Origin of the sequence: Nonomuraea sp. B10E15, assembly GCF_039871615.1 — a bacterium.
Lineage (GTDB): Bacteria > Actinomycetota > Actinomycetes > Streptosporangiales > Streptosporangiaceae > Nonomuraea.
In genome coordinates this window covers 198,074-220,729 of record NZ_JBDPMB010000015.1, presented here as the reverse complement: position 1 = coordinate 220,729, position 22,656 = coordinate 198,074, and the positions used below count along the sequence as shown (strand labels likewise).

Genomic DNA, 22,656 nt, shown 5'->3' with positions numbered 1-22,656 from the left:
CCCGTGGACCCGGCACCACCGGCGTGACCGCCGACCCACCCCGCTGCCCAGAAACCCAATTGAAGATCCACAAATCATCCAGCCGTCACGCTGGGCGAAGCCACCCAAACCCGTGAATCATCGAGGTAGGTGCTGTGCTAATTGCATGTGTAAGCACTGCCAACGACAAATTCAATAGTTCATGGCACCCTGGCTCGTGGGTCAAAGAACAGTCGGACGGCTGGACCCTTGAATCGGCCTCGACATAAAGGCTGCACGCTGTCCGCGCCACGCCTCGGAGTGAAGGATTGTCCATGAAATTGCTGACAGGCGTCGTCGGCGGTCTGTTTGTTGTGTCCGCGCTCACCGTAACCACTGCTTCGTCGGCGGTCGCAAGCAGTCTCCCAGCGGGGGCGACCATGGCGACAGCGGCCGTAACGGCCACACATGCAGAGCCCAGAGACGTTCTACGCAAAAAATTCGACTGCAAGTCTCCCAAGGGAAAGAAGCTCAGTGTCTCTTGGGGGACCGGCGGCAATGTCTCGACGACCATCTACTTCAACAACCACTGCGATCAGAAGCGCCGCATTCAAACGTGGGTCGACGGTGCAGGCATCCCTGAGCCTGTAAAGGGAAAGTGCCTCACCGTGAATCCACATACAAAAGGAAAGAAGAAGATCTCCACGGTCGGTCGTGACGTTGTGAAGGTGACGTCGCCGAAGAAGTGCTGACGCGCACGGGAATCCCGGATAGCCAGCTCATACAGCACGTCAGCGATGCCGGGCAGGCTACGAGCCGTAGATGACCGACAGGAAGCGCACCAGCACCGCCTCCCTGGCCGGAGCGGGGAGCGCGTCCAGGACGGCGTTGACCGTCGCCATCTCCGGCTGCCCCGCCCCCGGCCGTAGGTCCACGCCCACCGACGCGGCCAGCTCCGCGAACGCGGCGTCGTCGAGGGCGTCCAGGTCGAGCCCCGCCACCAGCTCCACCAGCCCGTCGGGCAGCATGACCGGGCCGCGCAGCCGGGCGGACTCGGCCGACTCGGCGATGACCTTCAGCATGGCCTCCACCCCTGCCATCGTCACCCCCGTGACCGTGATGTGCAGGTTGGCCGGGATGCCGGCGTAGGAGAGCTGCGGTTGCAGGAACCAGCCCCGCGCCCGGGCCTCGTCCGCCAGCACGAACACGTCGATCCCGTCCCCGGCGAACGCCACCAGCGACGACTCGGGCTCGCCCAGCACGCGCAGCCCGGGGATCGCGGTGATTCCTTCGCGCAGCCTGGCCGTCGCCTCCAGCGTGGCCCGGCCGAGCTCGACGTACCCCTGCCTGCCGAGCGCCTGCAGCGTGGCCCACGCGCCGCCGAGCGGGCCCGCCGACCTGGAGCTCTGCACGGTCGCGTTGATGATCGTGTAGCCGGGCCAGGCGGCCGAGGCGAAGTACGCCCTGCGCCGCATCGCCGGGTCGGCGAACAGCACCACGGAGGCGCCCTTGGGGGCGTACCCGAACTTGTGCAGGTCGCAGGAGAGGGACGTGACCCCGGGCACGGACAGGTCGAACGGCGGGACCGCCGCCCCCGCCTCCCGTAACCACGGGAGCAGCCACCCGCCGACGCACGCGTCCACGTGGCACGGAACGCCCGCGCCCGCGGCCACGGCGGCGACCTCCTCGATCGGGTCGACCACCCCTTGGGGGTAGGAGGGCGCGGACACGGCCACCAGGATCGTGTCCGCGTCGATCGCGGCCTCGACGTCGCGGGCCCGCACCTTGTACGTCGCCAGGTCCACGGGCACCGGCACGACCTCGATCCCGAGGTAGTGCGCCGCCTTGTGGAAGGCCGGGTGGGCGGTGACCGGCAGCACGAGGTTGGGGCGGGAGCTCCGTGCGGCGTCGCGGGCGGCCTTGACCGCCAGCATGATCGACTCGGTGCCGCCGCTGGTGAAGATGCCGTGGCCGCCGCCGAGCAGGTCCGCGACCGCGCCGACGACCTGCCGCTCCATCTCGACCACGCTGGGGAACGCGGTCGGGTCGAGGCAGTTGACCTCCAGCATCTCGGCGTACGCCCGCGCCGCCGCCTCGCCGATCTCGGGCCGTCCGGTGTCGTAGACGTACGCGGTCACCTGGCCGCCGCGCACCGGTAAGTCGTTCCCCTTGAGCCTGGCGATCTCGCTCAGCAGGTCCTCGGCCGTCCGTCCGGTCAGGGGGAGGTTCACGCGGGCTCCTTCGGGGGCGAAGCTCACCGGGGGTCGCCGGGCAGGCTGAGCATGCGGTGCAGGGTCAGGTGCAGGTGGGCGCGGAAACGGCGCAGCACGGCCCGGTCGCCGGCTCCTCTGCGGCGGCCCTGGTCGTCGAGCACTCCGCCCTTGGCGAAGCCGTGCACGGACCAGACGACCGTCCACATCGCGTATTCGAGGTCCACTCTCGCGTCGATCAGCCCTGACTCGGCGATGGGACGCATGGTGGCGGCGACCGCGGCGAAGAGCGGCTGCACGTAGCGGCGCTCCAACTCGGTGATGTCGCCCGCGTCGGAGAGCCATCGGTGCATCCACAGGGCGGGCACCTCGGGGTTGTCCACGCAGAAGTCGAGGTAGTCGTCGACCAGCCGGTGGATCCCGGCGGCGGGGTCGTCGCCGGGCAACCGGTCGAGCGCCTGCTCCAGGGCTGCCTTCTCCGCCAGGTGCGCGCGTTCCATGACGGCGAGGTAGAGCTCGCGCTTGCCGCCCACGTGGTAGTTGACGGTGGCGATGTTGAGCCCGGCAGCGTCGGCGATCTGGCGCGTCGAGGTGCCGTCGTAGCCCAGCGCGGCGAACAGCTGCGTCGCGACCTTGAGGATCTGCGCGACCTGTGCGTTCTCTCCGGGTGGCATGCTACCGAACGTAATTCGGCTGCCACAGCTCAGTCAATCACTTGATGGGGAAATCTACCTTCGGCCGCCGTGGCTCGGATCAGCCCTATGGGGCGCGAGCGGGTCGCGTTCAGCTTGTCTTCATGGCACGAACGGCGAAAGGTGGGGAAGCGCTCTTCCCGCAGCTTCAACGACAGCTGTCGCCGCCGAAAGGTCGTCGCGAACGGTATCCTCGTCGATCCAAGTGGAGGGCGTTGGATATTCGCTTTCGTGGCGAGTCGTACGAATGCGGTCGATCGGCCGGAGGATCGCCCCCATGGACGTGCCGAACTGTGCTCGAGCGGCATGTTGGATCGCAAGGTGGCCGCCGGTTGTCGTCGCACGTAGGCCCTGCATCTGCAGAAGCGCCGCCAATGACTTGCGTACCGCGTCGTGCAGGGCCGCGTAAGCGAGGTGTGGATCTGTGCTGGCCAGTGCCTCGGCGCTGACCAAGTGCTGCCGGGCGGTTGCGATCAGGCGTTCGGCGAGCTCAGAGTCTGCGGTGACCTGGGTGAGTTCGCGTCGTTGTAGCATGCCGACGATCTCGTCCCGCCCTCGCCCCCAACTCGTCATTCGTTCTCTCCGTCGACAATCGGTACGTTCGCCAGCGGGCGCTTGTGAAGCTCACGGATGAATCCGTCTTCGTTCGCTTCCCACCGTGTGCGAGTGACGACGACGGTGTTGACCTGGCGGGCAAGCCTTGATCCGGCGCGTCCCGTGGCGTCGTGGAGATCGTCACGATCCGGTCGGCCGACGACGAGGAGGTCGATGTCCACTGGTGCGGGACCGGCCTCTCCCTGTATGCGTGCCGCCCATGAACCGAATACGGCGGCTACTTCGATGCCTTCGACGTCGGCCAGTTCCTCTGCGAGGACCTGTACTGGACCCAAGGTGATCGTGACGAGGTCGAGCAACGGTCCGTAGAAAGGGGCCGTTTTATTGGCGTGCACCAGTTTGGTACGGCCGACATGCCGACTACCGAGTACTGCGGCTTGCTCCAGCCTGGATACCTCGCGCGCCATCGTGCCACTGTCGGTTTGGGCAATTGCGGCCAACTCGCTGACTGAGGTCTCCCCGCCGCCCAAGTACGTGTGGGCGAGCACCGTACACGTGATCTTGGAGCGGAAGATGGGAAAGACAGGAGGCGGAGGATGTTGCATGCCTGCGTCCTTGGTCGAGGGCATGCGTGACATGTGGATCACGCTCTGTAGTTTACTGTCAAAACGCCAGCATATCCTGGCTCTTTGCCAGAATACCTGGTCGGAGTCATGGTGTGCGTCACCTCAGGGCGTCCACCGGCTCCATTCTGGCCGCGCGCAGCGCCGGGTAGAGCCCGGCCAGCAGCCCCACCACGGCGCCCGCGACGGGCGCGGCGATCGCCAGGCGCACGTCCAGGAGCGGCGTCCACTGCTTGGCGGCCGAGACGGCGACCACGGTGACCACGCCCAGGCTGGCGCCGATCACGCCGCCGGTCAGCCCGATCAGCGTCGACTCCAGCAGGAACTGGGCGGCGACGTGCCGGCGGGCGGCGCCGAGCGCGCGGCGCAGGCCGATCTCGGGTACGCGTTCCATGACGGTGACCAGGGTGACGTTCGCGATGCCGACGGCCCCCACGACAAGAGAGACCAGGCCGAGGATGAGGAAGAGCGCGTTGACGTCGTCCTGCGCCTGGTCGCGGGCCCTGGTGGGGCTGGGCGGGGCGACCACCTGGAGCATGTCGCCGTTCCCCGGGCTGAGCGCGGCCGGCGCCTGCCCGGCGATCAGCCCGGCGGCGCCCAGGGTGGTGTTGACCAGCACCCGGGTGACGTCGCGCAGCCCGAACTGCCGTCCCGCGGTGGGCGGCACGATCACCGCGGTGCTCAGGTTCCGCTCGCGGCGCAGGTCGCCCATGACGCCGATGACCGTGTACGCGTGCTTTCCGATGAAGATCGCCGGTGACCGGTCGAGCCGGGTGACGCCGAGTGCCCGAGCCGCCTGGTCGCCGATCACCGCCACGCGGTCGCCCCGCCGGATGTGTCCCGTGTCGTAGAAGCGGCCCTGCACCATCCGGCCGCGCGCCGCCTCCGGCAACCCGGTCGTCGCGGACAACACGGTCAAGGACTGCGTGGTGACCCTGGTCGGGTCCACGATGTCGTTGGAGCGTACGGACAGGTTCGTGCTGTCCTTGCTCTCGGACACCGCGGCGGCCGACTCCACGCCGCGCAGCCGGGTCAGCCGGTCGATCGCGTCCCACTCCACCAGCGGCTCGAACTCCGACTCGGGCACCTCCACGGTGATGGCCGTGGCCACCAGCGCGTCGAAACGGCCGACGATCTGGTTGCCCGCCGTCGCGGCCACGCCGAGCGTGACGACGAGCGTGGTGATGCCGAGCACGGTGCCGAGCGTGGTGAGGGCCGAGCGCACCGGCCGGGCGAGCATGCCGGCGACGGCCTCGCCGATCAGGTCGCGTACGCGCATCAGCCCTCCTCGACCAGCACACCGTCGGTGATGCGCACCCGTCGCCCGGCCCGCGCGCCGACCTCCTGCTCGTGCGTGATGACCACGATCGTCAGCCCCTGCCCGCGCAGCTCGTCGAACAGGCCGAGCATCGCCTCGGTGTTGCGGCTGTCGAGGTTGCCGGTGGGCTCGTCGCACAGCAGCAGCGACGGCTCGCCCATGAGGGCTCTGGCGATGGCCGCCCGCTGGCGTTCGCCGCCTGACAGCAGGCCGGGCAGGAAGCCGGCGCGGTGGGCGACGCCGACCCGCTCCAGCGCGGCCATCGCCCGTTCGCGCCTGCCGCCGCGCCCCTTCCTGATCGTGCTGACAGCCGTGCGGGAGCGGTAGATCTCGGCGAGCATGACGTTCTCCACGACGCTGCGGTGGGACAGCAGGTGGAACGACTGGAAGACGAAGCCGATCCGGTCGCCGCGCAACCGGGTCCTGGCGCCGTCGCGCAGGGCGGTGGTCTCGGCGCCGTCCAGCCGGTAGCTGCCCGAACTGGGCCGGTCCAGCAGCCCGAGCACGTTGAGCAGGGTGGACTTCCCGGAGCCCGACGGGCCGGTGACGGCCACGTAGTCGCCCCTGCCCACCCTGAGCGTGACGCGGTCGAGGGCGCGGACCGGCGGCAGGGCGGGGAAATCCCTGCACACCTCCGTCAGCTCGATGACCGGTTCAGCCACCGCTGACCACCACCCGGTCGCCCTCCTCGAGCTCGCCGGTGACCTCGACGTTCCCGTCCGCGGTCAGGCCCGTGCGCACCTCGACGTCCTTGGTCCTGTCGGGCGCGTACTCGACGCGTACGCGGGCCCTCCCGTCCGCCGAAGTGATCACCGCGGCCACCGGGACCACCAGCACGGGCTCCTCGGTCGCCCCTACGCTGACCCGCGCCGTCACCGCCGTCCCCGCCCTGAGCCCTTTGCCCTTGGTGGGAGTGAGCAGGATCGGTACGGTGCCGCCATCCTGTCCCGCGGCGGGCTCCTCGCCGCCCGGCACCTTGGCCTGGTCGCCGGTCGCGGTGAGCGTGGCCTGGTACGTTTTCCCCGTGTCGAGCTCGATGCTCGCCTCCATGCCCGCGCGCAGCAGCTCGGACTCCGCCGCCTCGACGCTCGCGGTCACCATGAACGACGAGCTGGTCACCGTGGCGACCTCGTCCTCGATCCGCTGCCCGGCCTTCACCGACACCTTCTGCACCCGGGCGGGCAACTTCGGCAGGAACACCACCTCGCCGGGCGGGACGGAGGTGCCGTACGTGCGGGCGTACTCGGCCAGCATCGCCCTGGCCGCCGCCACGTCCTTCCTGGCGCCCGCCACCTTGAGCCTGGTGGGGGAGAGCTGCCGGGCCTGCCGCAGCGCCTGCCGGGCCGTGGCCAGCGCCTCCTTGGCGGTGCGCACGGCCTTGCGCAGCTCCTCCAGCCGCTTCTCCCTGGCCTGGCGCGCCTTCTCCAGGACGCGGCCGCGCGCCTCGTGGGCGGCGGCGAGGTCGGCCCTGGCGTTCTCCACCCTCATCCGCAGCACGCTCGTGTCGGCCGGTGGCTGGGTCGCCGCGACGACGGACGTCCCGGACGTGGGCGTGGCCGTGGGGCCGGGGGTCGCCGTGGGCCCGGGGGTCGGCGGGGTCCTGGCCGCCTCCAGCGCCTGCTCGGCCGCCGCCAGCTTCTCCTCCGCCGCGCGCACGGCCGCGTCGGCCGCCGCGAGCTCGGTCTCGTCCTCGGGCGTCAGCCGCTGTTCCTCGGCCTTCTTCAGCGCCCGTTTCGCCGACGTCATGTCCGCCTCGGCGTTGTCGAGCTTGACCTTCAGCGGCAGCACGTCGCGGCCCTGGTCCAGCGCCTTCTCCTCGGTCGCGAGGGTCTCCCGCGCCGTCTGCACGGCCTTGCGCAGGGTGTCGTACGCCTGCCGGTCGGCCAGCGTCGGCTCCTGGGCCTCGTACCCCTTCTTCGCGTACATCCTGGTGAGCGCGGCGATCGTGGCGCGGTCGAACACGCCCGTCAGCGGGCCGCCGAAGCCCAGCCGGCGCAGCGCCCGCTGCAGTTGCCTGACGTCGTCGCCCTCGCTGCCGGGCGCGATCGTGCGGTGCATCGGCACGGAGCCGCGCAGCGCGAACACCGGGCGGCCGTTGACCTCCATCAGCACCGCGCCCTCCTTGATCCGGCCCTTGCGCGGAGCCCGGGTCGCCCGTTGCAGCCCTGACGCGCCGCCGACCGGGTCCGCCACTGGGCCGCCGACCGCGCCGGCCAGGCTGATGGGCAGGGGCGAGCCGTACTCCAGGGTGCCGCTGGTCGTGACGGTGCTGACGAGCTTGCGGCGCTCGACGGCGGCGGTGACGAGCGAGGGCCTGGGCGCGGCCCTGCGGGCCGCCTCGTCGGCGGGAGAGCGGAGCCGGGTGCTCAGCGCCCAGCCCACGGCGGCGATGACGACGACGCCGGCGATGACGCCGGCCATGAGCCTGCGTGGCGACTTCATGGGGGCTTCACATGCCGAACTGGTCGTTGACCTGCTTGTTGATCGCCTGCTCGCGCGGGAGGTAGGCGGGGTAGAAGGCCCTGCCGCACTCGAGGTCGTCGAGCGCCGCCTTGATCTCCCTGTTCAGGTAGGGGCGGGCCTCCTCGGGGGTGAGGGTCGGCGCGTAGGTCATCGGCACCTCGTCCTCCTTCGGCGGAGGCGCGACGTCGGGCACGTCGTCCCGCTGCGCCCGGCCCAGCCTGTCCTCCTGGGCACGGAACTTCTCCGGGCCGCGCTCCGCCATGGCCAGTGGCGTGGTGTCGCTGATCGCGTGGCCCTTGCCCTTCAGGCAGGCGGCCATGGCGCCGGCGAGCTCGATCAGCTCTGGATCGCTGTTGACGCCGCTCTTGAGCGCGCGCCGGCGGGCCTTGTTCTGCTCGGCGTGGTAGTCGGCGCCCGGCTTCAGCTCCAGGCCGAGCACCTGGCCGGCCGCCGTGGCCATGCAGGCGTCCAGCGCCTTGCGGTAGGCGCCCATCTGGGCCTTGGAGAGGGAGGACTGGATCTTCCAGTTGGGATTGATCTCAGGGTTGTCGGGCTTGACGGCCGGGTTCCCCATCTCCTTCGGGTAGACGTACAGGGCGAACACCCCGAACCCGTATTTTTCGCGATATTTCCGCAACGTTTGGTAGTCGCCTGCTGCGCGCTTGCGGCTCTCGTCGGTGTCCGGCACCTGAAGGCGCGACACGTGCGGGACGTACTTGAAGCCCTTCTGCTTCATGCAGTCGGCCTTGGCCGCTTCGAGCCGGTGTTTCTTGTCACTCGTCGCGCTGGGCGAGGGCCCGGCGGTCCCTGCGGCGCCCCCGCAGCCGCAGAGCAGGGCCAGGGCGGCCAGCGGCAGGAGCGTGCGCACGTGGAGTCTGTACGGCATGGCGGAGAACATACTCCGTTCAACAGAGTATGGTCAATCCAGGCAGTGCCGCCGTTGCCGGAAGGGCGCGCCGGCGGCCCAGAGCGCCAGCACCGCGAGCACGCCCCAATAGGCCAGGTGCTGCCTGGTCAGCTCGGCGGAATGGGCGGCCAGGTCACCCGACGCCACCGCCAGATAGATCCCCGCCCCCAGCGCCCACCGGTAGTCGCGCGCCAGGTAGCCGCCCCCCGCCGCCAGCCCGAACGCCGCCGCCTCCACGGCCATCCTGCTCAGGGAGAGGGAGAACGTGCTCTCCTCCGCCATCCACTGCGGGCCCGACCACGCGGCCGCCACGGCCGCCGCGCACCACCACCACGACCTGGCCCGCAGCGGCCGCCCGCGCGTGGCCAGCACCCCCAGGCCGGCCAGCGTGACCGCGTAGCCGCCCGCCACCACGTAGGGGCCGCTGTCGGCGAACAACGCCTGATCGCCGAGCGGCGACGGGTAGACGGGCAGCAGCGTGAGGTCGAAGATCTGCCGGCCGCCCGCGATCGCGACCGCCTTCATGCCGACGACCAGCGTGAGCGGGATCGCCGCCCACGCCCACCCGCGCAGGACGGCGACCAGGGCGAGCGCCGACGCCGCCGTCCACAGCGGCATCGCCCCCGCGTACGGCAGCAGCGCCGCCAGCTGAGCCGCCGCCAGGGCCGTCACGCCCAGGTGCAGGCCGTCCTTCCACGGGTTGCCCGTCGCCAGGTGCACGATGCGGCTGCGCACGCCGCCCGACAGCAGGCCCCACGCCTCCCTCGGCACCGGCACGGTCCTGCCGGGGCCGGCCGACTCCAGTAACACGTCGAGCAGCTCGTCACCGTGCGCCGCGCGGTAGGCGCGCGGATAGGCCCGCAACAACCTGCGGTAGCGGCGCTCCAGAGCACTCATGGCGGCCGCGGGCGGGGCGGCGGTCATGTGCTGGACGGCCGAAGGACGAGGGAGGCGGCCTCCTGCATCCGCCTGGCCTCGGCCTCCACGAGCGCCTGGCCCTCGTCGGTGATCCTGAAATAGCGGCGGTTGCGGCCGTTCACCGTCTCCTCGCGGTCGACGGTGATCACTCCGCGCTCGTTCAGCCGCTCCAGGATGCCGTAGAGGGTGCCGACCGAAGGCTGCACCCTGCCCGCGGACAGCTCCTTGATCGACTTGCTGATCGCGTGTCCGTGCAGCGGGCCCGCGCGCAGGGCGGTGAGCACGAAGTACATCGGCTCGCTGACTTCAGATGTTCCCCTCGGCATGGGGCGACAGTATTCCGTTCAACGGAGCGTGTGCAACGGCTCCACCCGTCACGCGCAGCGCTCGCCGTTCAGGTGGAAGACCTCGGGGGCAGGATCCGGGCCCGCGCCGCGGGTGCCGGCGAACCCGAACGTCACCGACCTGCCCGGCTTGATCCGGTCGTTCCAGCCCAGCCCTGTGGCCGTCACCACCGAACCCGACTGCGCCAGCTTCACGCCCCAGCCCTCCTTCACGCGCTGGCCGCCGAGCCACGACCAGCGCAGGCTCCAGCCGTCCACGCTCTGCCTGCCGGTGTTCTCGATCACCACCTGGGCGATGAACCCGCCAGGCCACGAGCCGTGCCCCGAGTAGCGCACCCGGCAGTCGGAGCGCCCGCCGCCGTCCGCCAGGAACGCCGCCACCCACGCCAGCGGGGCGTTCCAGTTGATGGTCAGCTCGTTCGTCGCCCACGACTCGATGTCGTCGATGTAGCAGAACTGCGGCTTGCAGCCCTGCAGCAGGCGTTGCGCGACCGGGTCCTGGATGGCGGAGTTGGGGCCGCCGGCCAGCGTGCCGCGCGGCGGGTTCGGCAGGGCGGGGTCGAGCTGGCGGGCGTACCAGCGGCTGTGCTGGTTCTTCGAGGCCACCTCGCCGTAGCCGGTCACGTACGACTGGTTGAGCGCGTTACGGCCCAGGAGGTAGTCCATGCCCTCGCGTACGGCAGCCAGGTACCTCTCCCGCCCCGTCAGGTCGTAGGCCGTGGCCACGACGACCAGGTTGTTCAGCACCAGATTGTTGGAGCCCCAGTCGAAGTCCGGCGGGTTGTACGGCAGCCCGTACGGGTGCGCCTTCTGGACGGCGAGATACTTGTCCGCCCCCTCGATCACCGACTTGCGCACCCGGCCACGGTCGGGGATGGCGTTCGGCACGGTCGCCAGCTCCAGCCGGCCCAGCTGCGCGGTGTTGCCCCAGTCGAACCCGCGATCGCGCCAGACGTCGCCGGTGTGGTGCGGCGATCCCAGCACGAACTCCTGGAACTCCTTCTCGCCCGTGGTGATGAACAGCTCCGCCGCCGCCCAGTAGAACTCGTCGCTCACGTCGGCGTCGTTGTAGGCGCCGCCGCCCACGCCGTCGGCCGGATCGGCGTACCGCTCCGGGTTCGCCTTCGCCGCCGCCCACGCCCTGCGGGCCGCCTCCAGGTTCCTGGCGGCGAACGCGGCGTCGTACGGCGCGAACAGCCGCGCCGCCTGCGCCGCCGTCGCGGCCAGGTTGAGAGTGGCGGCGGTCGACGGCGGGTGCAGCTCACGCGGCTGCGGGTCCAGGTGCGGCAGCAGCGGCAGCCCCGTCCAGTTCTGGTCGTGGATCTTGTGGTGGGCCATCCCCGCGTCCCGCTCGCCGTCCGGCACCTGCATGCTCAGCAGGAACTCCTGCTCCCAGCGGGCCTCGTCCAGCACGTCGGGAACGCCGTTGCCGCTCTCCGGGATGGCGAGCTGCCGGTCCGTGAACGCCGCCTTGTTCCGTTCGTACGCGGACATGAGCTGGTGCACCGAGATGCCGCCGTTGACGACGTACTTGCCGTGGTCGCCGGCGTCGTACCAGCCGCCCTTGACGTTCAGCGTGTAGTCGCAGACGCCCGGCTGGCACGGCACCTCGACGTCGCCCTGGTTCGGCGCGACTCCGGCGTGGCCGGCCGGCCTGCCGTAGCCGGGCCGGAGGGCGTCGAGGATCTCGATGCCGCTGCGCTGCGTGTAGTAGAACTTCAGCGCGTCGGCCGGCAGCTCGTCGTAGAGGCCGGCATCGATGTCGAACGGCCGGCTGGTCTCGCCGTCCGCCGTCACCGTGTAGCCCTTGCCCGGCTTGCGGTAGGAGCTGAAGTCGAGGGTGTGCACGTTCTCGCCGGAGCTGGCGTCCACGCCTCTCGGCGTGGTCCTGCCCCTGGCGACGGTCTTCTTGTCGGTGTCCTTGAGCTCCCACTCCAGTGCCGTGGTCTCGGCGGTGACCACGGTGGCCTTCTTGGGGCCCGCCGGGAGGTAGCCGACCATGTTCACGCGCACGCGCGGTCCGGTGTCCGGTTCGTACTCCTCCGGCTCGGCACCGCCCTTCAGCGAGACGTCGTCCATGCAGAACCTCCATGGCTCGGCGCTGCCGCCCAGTTGGAAGACGACCTGGGCGTCGGGCAGCGACACGGGTGCGGTGAACGTGTAGGAGTAGTCGTCACCCGAGACGCTGAGCTCGGGGGCGGCCGACAGATACTGCGTCCACGGGTCGACCGGGAGCTGGATCAGCGCGCGGCCGACCTTGGCGGGGGTCGCCGAGGCGGCGAAGCGGTACGCGTACGTCTCGCCCTCCACCAGCGGGATGCCGTCCTGGCCGATGATCACGTCCCACGGGTTGGCGGTGCCGCCGGGGATGTCGGCGCACAGCCGGCCCTCGTCCACGGCGAGGGTGAGGTTGGCGGTGCCCCACCAGGGAGCGGTGCCGGCGTCGAAGGCGCCGTTCACGATCTGCTCGGGTCCCTCGTCGGCGTGCGCCGCCGTGCCCGGGTGCGCGGCCGGGGACAGGGCGACCATGGTGAGGAGGGCCAGCAGGGCGGCCCGGCATCGGGTCATGGAGGTCCTTCGATGGAGGGTGGGAGCGCTCCCAAACGGCGCGCGCCCTGATACTGCTTTCCCGTCCGCCACCTCGTCAACGCCCCGGCGACGCCCGGCGCCATCGCCCCCGGAAGGCCGTGAAACTTTCAGCCCTGGCTGATGCCCGCCGTCTGGGCGCCGGCGCCCTTGAGGACGAAGTCGGCCGTCTTCTCGAGGAACGCGTCGTCGAGTGGACGGCCGAGCATGAGCAGGCGGAAGTAGAGCGGTCCGGAGATCGCCTCCAGCAGGAAGTCGGGATCGGTGCCGGGCGGCAGCTCGCCGCGTTCGACGGCGCGTACGAGCATCGCACCCGACGCCCGGAAACGTGCCGGCCAGAAGGCGTCGAGGAGTTGGTACAGGTCGGAGTTCTCGGCGGTGCGCGGCCCGGTTTCGCGCAGGAGCGCGGCGATCCAGGGGGTCTGCAGCCCGAGCCGGATCTCCTTGAGCAGTTCGAGGAGGTCGCCGCGCAGGGTGCCGGTGTCGGCCGGGGGGAGGAGCTCGCCGCGGCGCTCGATGAGGGCGGTGGACACGAGGCCGACCTTGTTGCCCCAGCGGCGGTAGATCGTGGTCTTGTTGACGCCCGCGCGTTCGGCCACGGCGTCGATGCGTAGCGCGCCGTAGCCGACCTCGGCCAGTTCGGCCAGGGTGGCGTCGATGACCGCTTCGCCGACGCGTGCCGTGCGGCCTCCTGGCCGGACGGTCGCCGCGTCGGCGTGCAGGTGCTGGACGTCTTCGAGCGGATCTCCTGCCACGGGGACAGGTTAGGGCGCCGGCCGCCATAGGGACAAGTTAATGCACCAATGGGTTGCGCTAGCGAGGGTGACGATCTATGGTCTACAAACGCAACAGCAGGTTGCATCAAGGTTCGCGTGAGGAGAACGCCGTGATCTACCACCAGGTCCGTATGGCCATGAAGCCCGACGCCCCCGCCGATCAGGTGCGGCACGCGCTCGACCTGATGCGCGAGCTCGGCGAGAAGCTCGACGCCGTCGAGTTCCACCTGGTCGGGTGCGACTTCGGCGGTGAGTTCGACTACGGCGCCCTGTACGCGCTCAAGGACATCGACGCCTACCGCACCTACATGTACGACCCGCTGCACCGCCGGATCGACGCGCTCGGCCTGCCGCTGGTGGCCGACATGGTCTCCTCGGACCTCACCGACGACCCCGACCCCGACATCGGCGCCAAGATCGCCCAGGTGCACGCCGACCGCTTCAGCGATCACCCCGAGCTGCGCCACCTGGTCGAGAACCTCGGCTCCTACGAAGGCAGCGGAGTCGACGACGGAGGCCCCGAGCCCGCGTGAGCAGGCGGACGCCGGCCGTGCCCCCCGATCAGGAGTGACGTCCCGTCAGCGGCGCGTGGGGGCGAGGCGCCGGATCAGCTCCGTCGCGCGGTGGCGGTCGTAGGGCACGGCCAGGCGCTCGGCGGCCGCCCCTGCCTCGATCGCCGCCTTCCTGGCCGCGCGCTCCCTGCCGGCGGCGGCCAGCACGAGCGCTCGGGCCCAGCCGATCCTGGCCGCCGCGCCCGGCGTGCGTGACAGGTAACCGGCCAGGTGGGCGTGGAGCCGGTGCACGGCCGCACGATCCGGCCACGGCGCGAGCTCCCACAACACCTCGGCGAGCCCCGCCCAGCACTCGAACATGCCGGGCTGCGCGGCCGGCAACCCCTCCGCCAGCCGCAACGCCTCCGCCAGCGCGGCCCGTGCCACTGCCCGAGGGCTCTGCGGCTGCGCCACCGCGGGTCGCGGGGGTCCGTCCGCGGTCGGAGCGCGTCCCTCCGCCGCGGGAGCGCGGAGGGCGAGGCGGGCCGCGACGGTGAGCAGGCGCATCTCCTGGACCGCCTGCCTGACCGGCCCGTCACGGAGACCCAGCTCCCTCTCATGCGCACGGCGCCGGTCGGCGGACGCGCGGGCGCCCGCCAGCACCTCGCCGATCCGCTCCGCCGCCACCCCGTCCATCCGCAGCAGCGCCTCCGCCCGGCCCGTCAGGCACCAGTGGCGGCCGATGTCGTCACCGCCCACGCGCTTGACAGCCAGGTCCTCCGTCGTGGCGAACAACTCCGCCGCCTCCGCGAAGTCACCCCGCCACAGCGCGGTCTCCGCGAGCATGCCCGCGCAGTGCTCCGCGATCCTGGGATCGAGCGTCCTGGCCCGGCCCTCGGCGAACGACCTCCTCGCCGCCACGAACGCGCCCGCATGGAGCTGGTCGAGCCCTCTGGCCAGCCGGGCTCGGTTCGCGGCGTCCGTCGGGTGCCGGATGCCGGCGAGCGCGCGGTCGGCGAGCACACCGTAGCGGGCGGCCAGCCGGCCGCGTCCGGCGATCCGGACGATCGTGGTGAAGTTCGCGTACGCCTCGGCTCTCAGCGCGGGGTCGGTGGCACGTTCCGCGGCGTTGAGCTGGCGGAGCGAGGTGGCCAGCATGGTGGGGAGGTCCTGCTGGAAGTACGCGAGCCTGGCCAGCAACGTCAGCGCCTGCGCGGCTTCAGGACCGGCGGCGTCCGTCCGCTCCCACGGCAGCAGGCGGTGCGCGGCCTGCCGGACGGCGGCGGCCAGCGCGGCGGCCGCGAGACCGGTGGGCGAGGCGGGCAGCGGCTCGCCCAAGGTCTCCAGCGCCTCCCTGGCCAGGCGGGTGGCCTCGGCCTCCCTGGCGAGCTGGTGCGCGCTCACCGCCGCCATCCAGAGCCGGCGGGCACGCAGGTGCGGGGCCTCGCGCGTACGGGCGAGGTGGCGCAGGACGATGGCGCCCGACTCCTCGTACAGGCGTAATCGCAGGCAGAGCGTCCAATAGTGGTCCAGGAACCGGGGTTCGCCGGACGCGGCCCAGGCCAGCTGGATGTTGTCCAGCTCGGGGCCGAGCACGCGGGTGACCTCCGTGTCCGAGGCGTCCTGGAGCGCGGCGGCGTGCTGGTCGAGCAGGCGGGCGAAGTGAGCGGCGTGCCGCCTCCGTACGGTCCCGCACGTCTCGGGGTCCTCCTCCAGGTGGGAGGCGGCGAACTGCTGGATGAGGGGGTGGAGGGCGTACCTCCCCGAGGGGGTGAGGGTGATCATGCTGTGGTCCACGAGGTGGACCAGCACCTGCGAGGTGGTCCCTGCGACCTCCAGCGCCGCGTCCAGCGTGCACCCGTCGCGGAACGTCGACAGCGCCGCCAGCGCCCGCTGCCCCGCCGCGTCCAGCAGGCGCCAGGACGTCTCGAAGACCGTGCGCATGCAGGCGTGCCGCGGGCGGGCGGCGGGCCCGGCGGCGGCCAGCAGGCCGGTGTCCACGCCGAGGCGCTGGGCCAGTTCCGCGATCGGCACGGCCCGCAGCAGGCCGGCGGCCAGTTCGATGGCCAGCGGCAGCCCGCCGGTGGTGGCGCAGATCGCGGCCACGAGGGGCGCCTCGCGATCGGGGTCGAACGCCGGCCGGGCCGCCGGCGCCCGCTCCGCGAACAGGGTTTCCGCAGCCGGTGGCGCCAGCCCTGCCACGGGTACGGCCACCTGGCCGGGCACGTCGAGCCGCCGCCGGCTCGTCGCCAGGACCCGCACCCGGGGCGCCACGCGCAGGACCTCGCCGATGACCGCGTCGAACGAGGGAAGGTGTTCGAGGTTGTCCAGCACGAGGAGGAAGGAGCGCCGGGCAAGGGCCGACAGCAGGAGCTCCAGGGCGGGACGCGGCGGCGAGAGGTCGACGCCCAAGCGGCGGGCCAGCAGGGTGACGGCCGCCTCCTCCCGCACGCCGGCGAAGGACACGAACGCCGTCTCCGACCCGGTGACCGGGGCGGCGTCCGAGGCGGCGGCGATGGCCAGCCGGGTCTTGCCCACGCCGCCCGGCCCGAGCAGCGTGACCAGGCGCTCGCGGGCCAGCAGCCGCCGCAACCGCCGCACGTCCGCGTCCCGGCCGATCAGCTCCGTGCCGGGTACGGGCGGCGCCGCGCGGCGGGGCTGCCGGGGCCGCGGCACGAGCTCCTGCCGGACGGCCAGGGTCTCGGGGGCGGGTTCGACGCCCAGCTCGGTGGCCAGCCGCCGGCGCAGCTGCTCGTAGCAGGCCAGCGCGCCGGCCCGGTTGCCCGCCCTGGCCAGCGACGTGATGAGCAGCCTGTGCGCCTCCTCGTCGTACGGATCCAGCGCGGCCACCACCCGCGCCAGCCGGAGCACCTCCGCGGAACCCGCGGGCGCGGAACGTACGAGCAGGTCCCGCAGCAGCGTGCGCACCCGTACCCGCTCCGACTCCAGCCATCCGGAGAAGGCGGGCGCGTCGCAGAAGGAGACGCCGTCGAGGAACTCGCCGCGCCACAACCGCAGCGCCTCGGCCACCGCCTGCGCCTGGACGAGCCGGCGGTGGTCCACGAAGCAGCCGTCGTTCTCGCGCAGGCACACGTGGTCCCGGGTGATGTCGAGCCAGCGGCCCACCTCCCTGCGCAGCTCGGTGAGCGCGAGGCGCAGGCTGCCCCTGGCGTTGGCGTCGGGGCGCTCGCCCCACAGCAGCCCGGCCAGCTCGGCCCGCGAGCGCGGCCCGGGCGTGGCGGCGAGGTAGCAGAGCAGGGCTCTGGACTTGGCGGAGCGGATGCCCACGGGCTCCCCTCCGATGGCCATTTCAGGCGTGCCGAGCAGCAGGAGCGTCAGCGAGTCCCTCATAGCGGGCAGGCTAGGCGCGATCCGTTCCCCTGACTGTGCCAAACGCTACGGATGGCGTGTGCTCTGCACTACTGACCTGGGCGCTCACGATGCGCTCACGCCGCCTTCCGCACTCTGACGGCGCGTTCCGCGAAGGTCGCGAGACGTCAGCACATCGAGGAGAAGGCAGCATGCGCTCTCACAAACTGATCGCCGCGTTCGCCCTGGCCCTGGGCATGGCGGCACCCGCGGTGCTGGTGGCGAGCCCGGCCACCGCCATGGCCACGTCGTGCCTGGTGGAGCTCTACGACATCGACGCCAGCAACGTGGCGGAACAGGACGGGCGGGACGAGCTCCGCTTCCTGGTGCAGGGCAACCTGTTCCCCAACAACGGCGCCCACAACATGAGAAGCGGGGACGACGCGAACCCGAGCGACTTCGGCTACCCGACCGGGGCCATCAACAACGGCGTGAACGTGGCCTTCAACCTGCGCGAGGTCACGCGGCCGGCCCTCGGGCAGGGCGACAGTCTCGGTTCGGCGGTCGCCGAGGCCGCCACCTGCACCGGGCTGAGCGTCGGCCAGACCCACATCGACACGGACATCATCTCCGGGACGGACGAGACGGCGTACTCGTACACCGTCAAGCTCAAGCTGACCGGGCTGTAGCCGTACCTGACGCGGGCCCCGCCGTATCACGGCGGGGCCCCGCGCCGCGCGCCGGGTCAGGGCGCGGCGGGCCGCCACATCGGCCAGAACACCGTGCCGTCGGGCAGCGCGAACGTGCCGCGTCCCTGATAGCCGTTCCTGGCGTACAGGTCGCGGTTGCGCGGGTCGTTGGCCTCCAGGTACGCGGGCGCGCCGTCCAGCCGGGCGTGCTGGTACCGGAGCAGCGCGGTGCCGAGCCCCTGCCGCTGGCAGTCGGGGTGGACCGCGAGGAAGGCCAGGTAGTCGCAGGGCTCCGCCGGACGGTGCTCTTCGAACAGCCCGTCGAGCACCCGGAACCGGTCGGCCCACTCGCCGGTCGCCTCGGCCAGGCGGCGGTCGTACGCTGACGGCGGGGACGGCGGCGAGACGTGCGGGAACCAGACCGCCGCCGCGGGGCCGTCGTCGATGAGGTGCACCTCGCCGTGCTCGATCGCGTGGTCGACGAGGATGCGGTGGTGGGCGGCGATGACCTTGTGCCGCTCGCGGCGTTCCGGCACCAGATATCTCACGACCCTGAGCTCGGCGAACGCGGTAGCGATGAGCTCCGCGACCTGCCCGGCGTCGTCGGCGCCCGCGTGGCGGACGGCCGGTCTCATCGTGAACGTCTTTCCCACGGCCCAGGCTCCTCTCGTCGCGTGCGGTGTCCTGGGCGGCCCCGCGCCCCTCCTGAGGGTAGACCTCCGTTCGCCCGTGTGGGAAGACGACACGAAATCCCAGGTCATAGCCGGTATTGGGCTTGATGTCCGACGCCGGGTACGGTCGGTCCCATGGGCGCCTTCCTCACGGGATCCGCGGTGCTGGCCACGCTGGCCGCGCTGTCGGTCGCGTGCGCGGGGGCCGTGCCCGCCGTACGCGAGGCGAAGGCGCCGGCAGCGTCGGCGGCGGCAGATCCGTCGCCCACCGGTCGCGGAGGGCCGCTGGCGGGGAAGGTCGTGGTGATCGACCCCGGCCACAACGGCGGCAACGCCGCGCACCGCGAGGAGATCGACCGCCTGGTCGACGTCATCACCGGTCGCAAACCCTGCAACACGATCGGCACCCAGACCCGGGCCGGCTACCCCGAGCACGCCTTCACCTGGGACGTCGCCGGCCGGCTCAAGCCCCTGCTGGAGGAGATGGGGGCCAAGGTCGTGCTCACCAGGCCCGACGACAAGGGCGTCGGCCCCTGCATCACCGAACGGGCCGCCATCGGCAACGAGGCCGGGGCGGACGCGGTCGTGTCCATCCACGGTGACGGCGCCGCCGCGAGCGGGCACGGCTTCCATGTGATCATGCCGGGGCTGATCGCCGGGCACAACGACGCCATCATCAGGCCGTCGCGGCGGCTGGGGCTGGCGATCCGCAAGGCGTACCGGGTGGGGACGCGCATGCCGTACGCCACCTATGCCGGGCGCGACGGCCTGCAGACCCGTACCGACCTGGGCGGGCTCAACCTGTCGAAGCGGCCGGCGGTGTTCGTCGAGTGCGGCAACATGCGCAACAGCCGCGACGCCGCCAGGATGTCGAAGCCCGCCTTCCGGGAGCGCATCGCCACCTCGCTGGCGGCCGGGCTCAGGCAGTATCTGCGCTAGCGGGGCCCAGCGGGATCCATACGAGGTGCGGTCGAGGTCGGGGAGACGTTCGGCGTCGGATCACCAGCCGCAGCGGTTCGGGACGCAGGATGGCGCCAAGGAGCCGCCAGGCCGGCAGTGCGGGAGGCGGCCGACAGGCTCGTCGAGTCAGGCGAGGAGCGCGGGCTCCAGGTGGCCGTCCACCGGGACGGCGTGCGGATCGTGGACGTGGTCGCGGGCGTGGCCGACCTCCGGGAGGTCAGCCGTCACGGCAGAGCGGCTTGCCGCCGACGACGCAGGCGATGTCGTCGAGCTGGCAGCTGAGCAGGGTGCCGTCCATGCCCTGTACGACCACCAGGTCGCGCCGTGACCGGTGAGCCAGCATGACCCTGCCGACGACGCCGTTGTCCAAGATCACGGTCGGGCGGCCTGCCGCGTTCTCCATACCCTTGTGACTCCTCTCAGGTGCGGAACAGGCCTCACGCCGGATCCGTCACCACCAGCATGCACAGGCTTGTGCCGTAAGCGCATCGGTCATGCGGTTGTATTTCCGGATCCACCAGGGAAGGGCGGTGCCTCAGCGGCTCACGAAGAAGCCTCGCGGATGCGGTCGGAACAGGCCGGGAGCCGGCGCCGCGGGACCTGAAAGGGCTGCGGGCGAGAACCTGTTCTGCCCGCACGTTCCTGCCGGTCCGGTGCGATGCCCTCTGCTGGGACGGTGTGCCCGCGTAGTATGACGACCAAGTCCTACGAGGCAGGGAGGAAGGCCCCTAGTGACCGAGCTAGAACGTGTTCCGCCCGGGGTTGACCCGAATGTTCCGAGTTCTGCGCGGGTGTACGACTATCTGCTCGGTGGCAAGGACCACCTCGCCATCGACCGGGCCGTGGCGGAGAAGCTCCTCGCGGTCGCGCCCGACTCCCGTCTCGTGGCCAGGGCCAACCGCCGCTTCCAGGTGGCGGCGGTGCGCCACCTGGCAAGGCAGGGCATCCGGCAGTTCATCGACCTCGGCACCGGCATCCCCACCTCGCCCAGCATCCACGAGGCCGTCCGCGAGGTGCACCCCGCCTGCCGGGTGATCTACGTCGACTACGACCCCGTGGTGCGGATGCACGCCCAGGTGCTGCTCGCCGACTCGCCCGGCGTCGAGGGCATCCAGGCCGACCTGCGCCGCCCAGAAGAGGTCCTGGCCGACCCCTACGTCATCGGGCTGATCGACTTCGACCAGCCGGTGTGCGTGCTGATGGTCGGCGTGCTGCACTTCGTCATGGACGAGGAAGACCCGGCCGGCATCGTGGCCGCCTTCAGGAAACGCATGGCGCCGGGCAGCCATCTCGTGCTTTCCCACGCCATGGCGGAGAGCGACCCCGAGGCGGTCGCCCAGCTCACGATGGCCACGGCCGGCTCGCCCGCGCAGGCCAGGTTCCGCGCCCACCACGAGGTGCTCACGTTGTTCGACGGGTTCGACCTGGTCGGGCCCGGCCTCGTGCCGGTGCAGGACTGGCACATCGACGCCGACGACGCCGCGATCCCGCTGCTCGACCGCACGCCGCAACTACGCATCGACGGCGGGGTCGGCCGGCTCAGCGCGGGCTCGCCCCCGCACGGTCCGTGACGTCGAGGCGGGCCGCCGCTACCGGGCGACGGGCTCCTTCGGCTGCTCGGGGGCGGGCAGGTCGAGGCTGTCGCGGAGCTTGACCGGCTTGAGGAAGAGGGCGGCGATCACGCCGACCACGGCGATGGCCGCCGAGAACAGGAAGATGTGGCCGGTGGCGTCGCCGTAGGCGGTGCTCACGATGGTTCTGAACGGCTCGGGCAGCGCCTGGATGTCGAGCGTGCCGGTCCCGCCGGCCGCCTTGGCCGGGTCGATGCCCGCCTTGACCAGCCCTTCGTTGATGCCGACCATGACCCGGTTGGCCAGGACGGCGCCGAGCACGGACACGCCGATGGTGCCGCCGAGCGAGCGGAAGAACGTGATCGCGCCGCTGGCCGCCCCCAGCTCGCTAAGGGGGACGGTGTTCTGGATCGCCAGCACGAGGTTCTGCATCGACATGCCGACCCCGGCGCCGACCAGCACCATCGCGGCGGCGATGAGGAGCAGAGGGGTCTGGTGGTCGATTGTGGACAGCACGAGGAATCCGCCGGTGAGCACGATCGAGCCGACCACGATGTACGGCTTGACGTTGCCGCTCCTCGACACCATGCGCCCGCTGATCGTCGAGGAGACCAGCACGCCGAGCATCATCGGGATGGTGAGCAGGCCCGCCTCGGTCGGGCTGTATCCGCGGCCGGTCTGGAAATACTGGCCGAGGAAGACCGAGCCGCCGAACATGGCCATGCCGACCGCGAGGCTGGCGACGATGGCCAGCGCGGGGGTGCGCCGGCGTACGACGTGCAGGGGCACGACCGGCTCCTTGACGACCGACTCGACCCAGGTGGCGGCGACCAGCAGGAGCGCGCCGCCGCCGGCCATCGCGGCGGTCTGCCAGGAGAGCCACGCGAACGAGTTGTCCACGAAGGTGACCCAGATGAGCAGGACGCTGACGCCGGCGGCGATCAGGGTGGCACCCACGTAGTCGATCTTGACGTCGGGGCGGCGTACGGAGACCACGTGCAGCGTCTTGTGCAGCATGAAGAAGGCGATCACGGTGAACGGCACCGCGATGAAGAAGCACCACCGCCAGCCCAGCCAGGAGGTGTCGGCGATCAGGCCGCCGAGCAGCGGCCCGGCCACGGTGGCGACGGCCATGACGCCGCCGAGGTAGCCGTTGTACTTGCCGCGGTCCTTCGGGCTGATCATCGCCGCGATCACGACCTGCACCAGCACCTGGAGGGCGCCCATGCCGAGGCCCTGGAGCGCGCGGAAGGCGATCAGCTGCGCGGTGTCCTGGGCGAATCCGCAGGCCAGCGAGCTGACCATGAAGATCACGATGGAGGCCTGGAGCAGCAGCTTCTTGCTGAACAGGTCGGCGAGCTTGCCCCAGATAGGCGTGGACGCCGTGGAGGCGAGCAGCGACGCGGTCACGACCCACGTGTACTGCGACTGGGTGCCCTTGAGCGCGCCGACGATCTGCGGCAGCGCCACTGACACGATCGTTGCGCTGATCATGGCGACGAACAGCACGAGCAGCAGCCCGCTGAGGGCCTCCATGATCTGCCGGTGCGTCATCGGTTCCGATGCCGGAGCCGTGGGTGCGCTCACGCGCGACCTCCCCTAAGGTCTCGGGTAA

The 22,656-nt window shown here is 71.3% G+C and carries 21 protein-coding genes; 5 read left to right on the top strand and 16 right to left on the bottom strand.

What is annotated here, in order from left to right:
- The first annotated feature begins 293 nt into the window (after positions 1-293).
- On the top strand, positions 294-710 hold the full coding sequence (locus ABGB14_RS33790) for a hypothetical protein (RefSeq protein ID WP_347647902.1): 417 nt from the start codon (positions 294-296) through the stop codon (positions 708-710).
- Between the two features lie 57 nt (positions 711-767).
- Here ABGB14_RS33790 and ABGB14_RS33785 read toward each other — a convergent pair whose 3' ends face one another.
- The 12 genes from ABGB14_RS33785 to ABGB14_RS33730 all read right to left on the bottom strand — a co-directional run bounded on the left by ABGB14_RS33785 (position 768) and on the right by ABGB14_RS33730 (position 13,329).
- On the bottom strand, positions 768-2,189 hold the full coding sequence (locus ABGB14_RS33785) for an aspartate aminotransferase family protein (RefSeq protein ID WP_347647901.1): 1,422 nt from the start codon (positions 2,187-2,189) through the stop codon (positions 768-770).
- Positions 2,190-2,212: 23 nt separating this feature from the next.
- Positions 2,213-2,842, bottom strand: coding sequence for a TetR/AcrR family transcriptional regulator (locus tag ABGB14_RS33780; RefSeq protein WP_347647900.1), 630 nt, complete (start codon positions 2,840-2,842; stop codon positions 2,213-2,215).
- 120 nt (positions 2,843-2,962) lie between these two features.
- Positions 2,963-3,433, bottom strand: coding sequence for a hypothetical protein (locus tag ABGB14_RS33775; RefSeq protein ID WP_347647899.1), 471 nt, complete (start codon positions 3,431-3,433; stop codon positions 2,963-2,965).
- Positions 3,430-4,062 carry a nucleotidyltransferase domain-containing protein gene (locus ABGB14_RS33770; protein WP_347647898.1) on the bottom strand — a complete coding sequence of 211 codons (633 nt, stop codon included), beginning with the start codon at positions 4,060-4,062 and terminating at the stop codon, positions 3,430-3,432. Before ABGB14_RS33770 ends, ABGB14_RS33775 begins: the two co-directional genes overlap by 4 nt.
- 76 nt (positions 4,063-4,138) lie before the next feature.
- Positions 4,139-5,317, bottom strand: coding sequence for an ABC transporter permease (locus ABGB14_RS33765; RefSeq protein WP_347647897.1), 1,179 nt, complete (start codon positions 5,315-5,317; stop codon positions 4,139-4,141).
- Positions 5,317-6,018: an ABC transporter ATP-binding protein gene (locus tag ABGB14_RS33760; RefSeq protein WP_347647896.1), complete on the bottom strand. Its 702-nt coding sequence runs from the start codon at positions 6,016-6,018 to the stop codon at positions 5,317-5,319. The genes ABGB14_RS33765 and ABGB14_RS33760 overlap by 1 nt, the downstream gene beginning before the upstream one ends.
- Positions 6,011-7,798: a peptidoglycan-binding protein gene (locus ABGB14_RS33755; protein WP_347647895.1), complete on the bottom strand. Its 1,788-nt coding sequence runs from the start codon at positions 7,796-7,798 to the stop codon at positions 6,011-6,013. The genes ABGB14_RS33760 and ABGB14_RS33755 overlap by 8 nt, the downstream gene beginning before the upstream one ends.
- 7 nt (positions 7,799-7,805) lie before the next feature.
- Positions 7,806-8,705, bottom strand: a complete 900-nt coding sequence (locus tag ABGB14_RS33750) for a hypothetical protein (RefSeq protein WP_347647894.1) — start codon at positions 8,703-8,705, stop codon at positions 7,806-7,808.
- Positions 8,706-8,738: 33 nt separating this feature from the next.
- On the bottom strand, positions 8,739-9,650 hold the full coding sequence (locus ABGB14_RS33745) for a hypothetical protein (protein ID WP_347647893.1): 912 nt from the start codon (positions 9,648-9,650) through the stop codon (positions 8,739-8,741).
- Positions 9,647-9,970: a PadR family transcriptional regulator gene (locus ABGB14_RS33740; protein ID WP_132511346.1), complete on the bottom strand. Its 324-nt coding sequence runs from the start codon at positions 9,968-9,970 to the stop codon at positions 9,647-9,649. Before ABGB14_RS33740 ends, ABGB14_RS33745 begins: the two co-directional genes overlap by 4 nt.
- Positions 9,971-10,018: 48 nt before the next feature.
- Positions 10,019-12,517, bottom strand: a complete 2,499-nt coding sequence (locus ABGB14_RS33735; RefSeq protein ID WP_347647905.1) for a glycoside hydrolase family 9 protein — start codon at positions 12,515-12,517, stop codon at positions 10,019-10,021.
- A gap of 167 nt (positions 12,518-12,684) precedes the next feature.
- The gene (locus tag ABGB14_RS33730) at positions 12,685-13,329 is read right to left on the bottom strand and encodes a TetR/AcrR family transcriptional regulator (RefSeq protein WP_347647892.1); all 645 of its coding nucleotides are present in this window, start codon (positions 13,327-13,329) and stop codon (positions 12,685-12,687) included.
- Between the two features lie 131 nt (positions 13,330-13,460).
- On the opposite strand from ABGB14_RS33730, the gene ABGB14_RS33725 reads away from it, so the two are divergent.
- The gene (locus tag ABGB14_RS33725; RefSeq protein ID WP_347647891.1) at positions 13,461-13,883 is read left to right on the top strand and encodes a Dabb family protein; all 423 of its coding nucleotides are present in this window, start codon (positions 13,461-13,463) and stop codon (positions 13,881-13,883) included.
- Positions 13,884-13,928: 45 nt separating this feature from the next.
- Here ABGB14_RS33725 and ABGB14_RS33720 read toward each other — a convergent pair whose 3' ends face one another.
- Positions 13,929-17,192, bottom strand: coding sequence for a BTAD domain-containing putative transcriptional regulator (locus ABGB14_RS33720; protein WP_347647890.1), 3,264 nt, complete (start codon positions 17,190-17,192; stop codon positions 13,929-13,931).
- Positions 17,193-17,362: 170 nt separating this feature from the next.
- Between ABGB14_RS33720 and ABGB14_RS33715 the strand changes: the two genes are divergently transcribed.
- The gene (locus ABGB14_RS33715) at positions 17,363-17,839 is read left to right on the top strand and encodes a hypothetical protein (RefSeq protein WP_347647889.1); all 477 of its coding nucleotides are present in this window, start codon (positions 17,363-17,365) and stop codon (positions 17,837-17,839) included.
- Positions 17,840-17,895: 56 nt separating this feature from the next.
- Here ABGB14_RS33715 and ABGB14_RS33710 read toward each other — a convergent pair whose 3' ends face one another.
- Entirely contained in the window at positions 17,896-18,492 is a 597-nt protein-coding gene (locus ABGB14_RS33710) for a GNAT family N-acetyltransferase (RefSeq protein ID WP_347647888.1), read from the bottom strand.
- A gap of 153 nt (positions 18,493-18,645) precedes the next feature.
- Here ABGB14_RS33710 and ABGB14_RS33705 point away from each other — a divergent pair, with 153 nt between their 5' ends.
- Entirely contained in the window at positions 18,646-19,449 is an 804-nt protein-coding gene (locus ABGB14_RS33705) for an N-acetylmuramoyl-L-alanine amidase (protein WP_347647887.1), read from the top strand.
- A 238-nt stretch (positions 19,450-19,687) separates the two neighbouring features.
- Here the strand turns inward: ABGB14_RS33705 and ABGB14_RS33700 are convergent, their stop codons facing one another.
- Positions 19,688-19,873, bottom strand: a complete 186-nt coding sequence (locus tag ABGB14_RS33700) for a hypothetical protein (RefSeq protein WP_347647886.1) — start codon at positions 19,871-19,873, stop codon at positions 19,688-19,690.
- Positions 19,874-20,201: 328 nt separating this feature from the next.
- On the opposite strand from ABGB14_RS33700, the gene ABGB14_RS33695 reads away from it, so the two are divergent.
- The gene (locus ABGB14_RS33695) at positions 20,202-21,041 is read left to right on the top strand and encodes an SAM-dependent methyltransferase (protein WP_347647885.1); all 840 of its coding nucleotides are present in this window, start codon (positions 20,202-20,204) and stop codon (positions 21,039-21,041) included.
- 18 nt (positions 21,042-21,059) lie between these two features.
- Here the strand turns inward: ABGB14_RS33695 and ABGB14_RS33690 are convergent, their stop codons facing one another.
- Positions 21,060-22,577: an MDR family MFS transporter gene (locus ABGB14_RS33690; RefSeq protein WP_347647904.1), complete on the bottom strand. Its 1,518-nt coding sequence runs from the start codon at positions 22,575-22,577 to the stop codon at positions 21,060-21,062.
- Between the last annotated feature and the right edge of the window lie 79 nt (positions 22,578-22,656).

Bases quoted from the DNA above. Each gene is read 5' to 3' on its own strand.
- ABGB14_RS33790 (WP_347647902.1), top strand. From the start codon at position 294: ATGAAATTGCTGACAGGCGTCGTCGGCGGTCTGTTTGTTGTGTCCGCG.
- ABGB14_RS33780 (WP_347647900.1), bottom strand. From the start codon at position 2,842: ATGCCACCCGGAGAGAACGCACAGGTCGCGCAGATCCTCAAGGTCGCG.
- ABGB14_RS33775 (WP_347647899.1), bottom strand. From the start codon at position 3,433: ATGACGAGTTGGGGGCGAGGGCGGGACGAGATCGTCGGCATGCTACAA.
- ABGB14_RS33765 (WP_347647897.1), bottom strand. From the start codon at position 5,317: ATGCGCGTACGCGACCTGATCGGCGAGGCCGTCGCCGGCATGCTCGCC.
- ABGB14_RS33755 (WP_347647895.1), bottom strand. From the start codon at position 7,798: ATGAAGTCGCCACGCAGGCTCATGGCCGGCGTCATCGCCGGCGTCGTC.
- ABGB14_RS33750 (WP_347647894.1), bottom strand. From the start codon at position 8,705: ATGCCGTACAGACTCCACGTGCGCACGCTCCTGCCGCTGGCCGCCCTG.
- ABGB14_RS33745 (WP_347647893.1), bottom strand. From the start codon at position 9,650: ATGACCGCCGCCCCGCCCGCGGCCGCCATGAGTGCTCTGGAGCGCCGC.
- ABGB14_RS33740 (WP_132511346.1), bottom strand. From the start codon at position 9,970: ATGCCGAGGGGAACATCTGAAGTCAGCGAGCCGATGTACTTCGTGCTC.
- ABGB14_RS33735 (WP_347647905.1), bottom strand. From the start codon at position 12,517: ATGGTCGCCCTGTCCCCGGCCGCGCACCCGGGCACGGCGGCGCACGCC.
- ABGB14_RS33720 (WP_347647890.1), bottom strand. From the start codon at position 17,192: ATGAGGGACTCGCTGACGCTCCTGCTGCTCGGCACGCCTGAAATGGCC.
- ABGB14_RS33715 (WP_347647889.1), top strand. From the start codon at position 17,363: ATGCGCTCTCACAAACTGATCGCCGCGTTCGCCCTGGCCCTGGGCATG.
- ABGB14_RS33705 (WP_347647887.1), top strand. From the start codon at position 18,646: ATGGGCGCCTTCCTCACGGGATCCGCGGTGCTGGCCACGCTGGCCGCG.
- ABGB14_RS33700 (WP_347647886.1), bottom strand. From the start codon at position 19,873: ATGGAGAACGCGGCAGGCCGCCCGACCGTGATCTTGGACAACGGCGTC.
- ABGB14_RS33690 (WP_347647904.1), bottom strand. From the start codon at position 22,577: ATGGAGGCCCTCAGCGGGCTGCTGCTCGTGCTGTTCGTCGCCATGATC.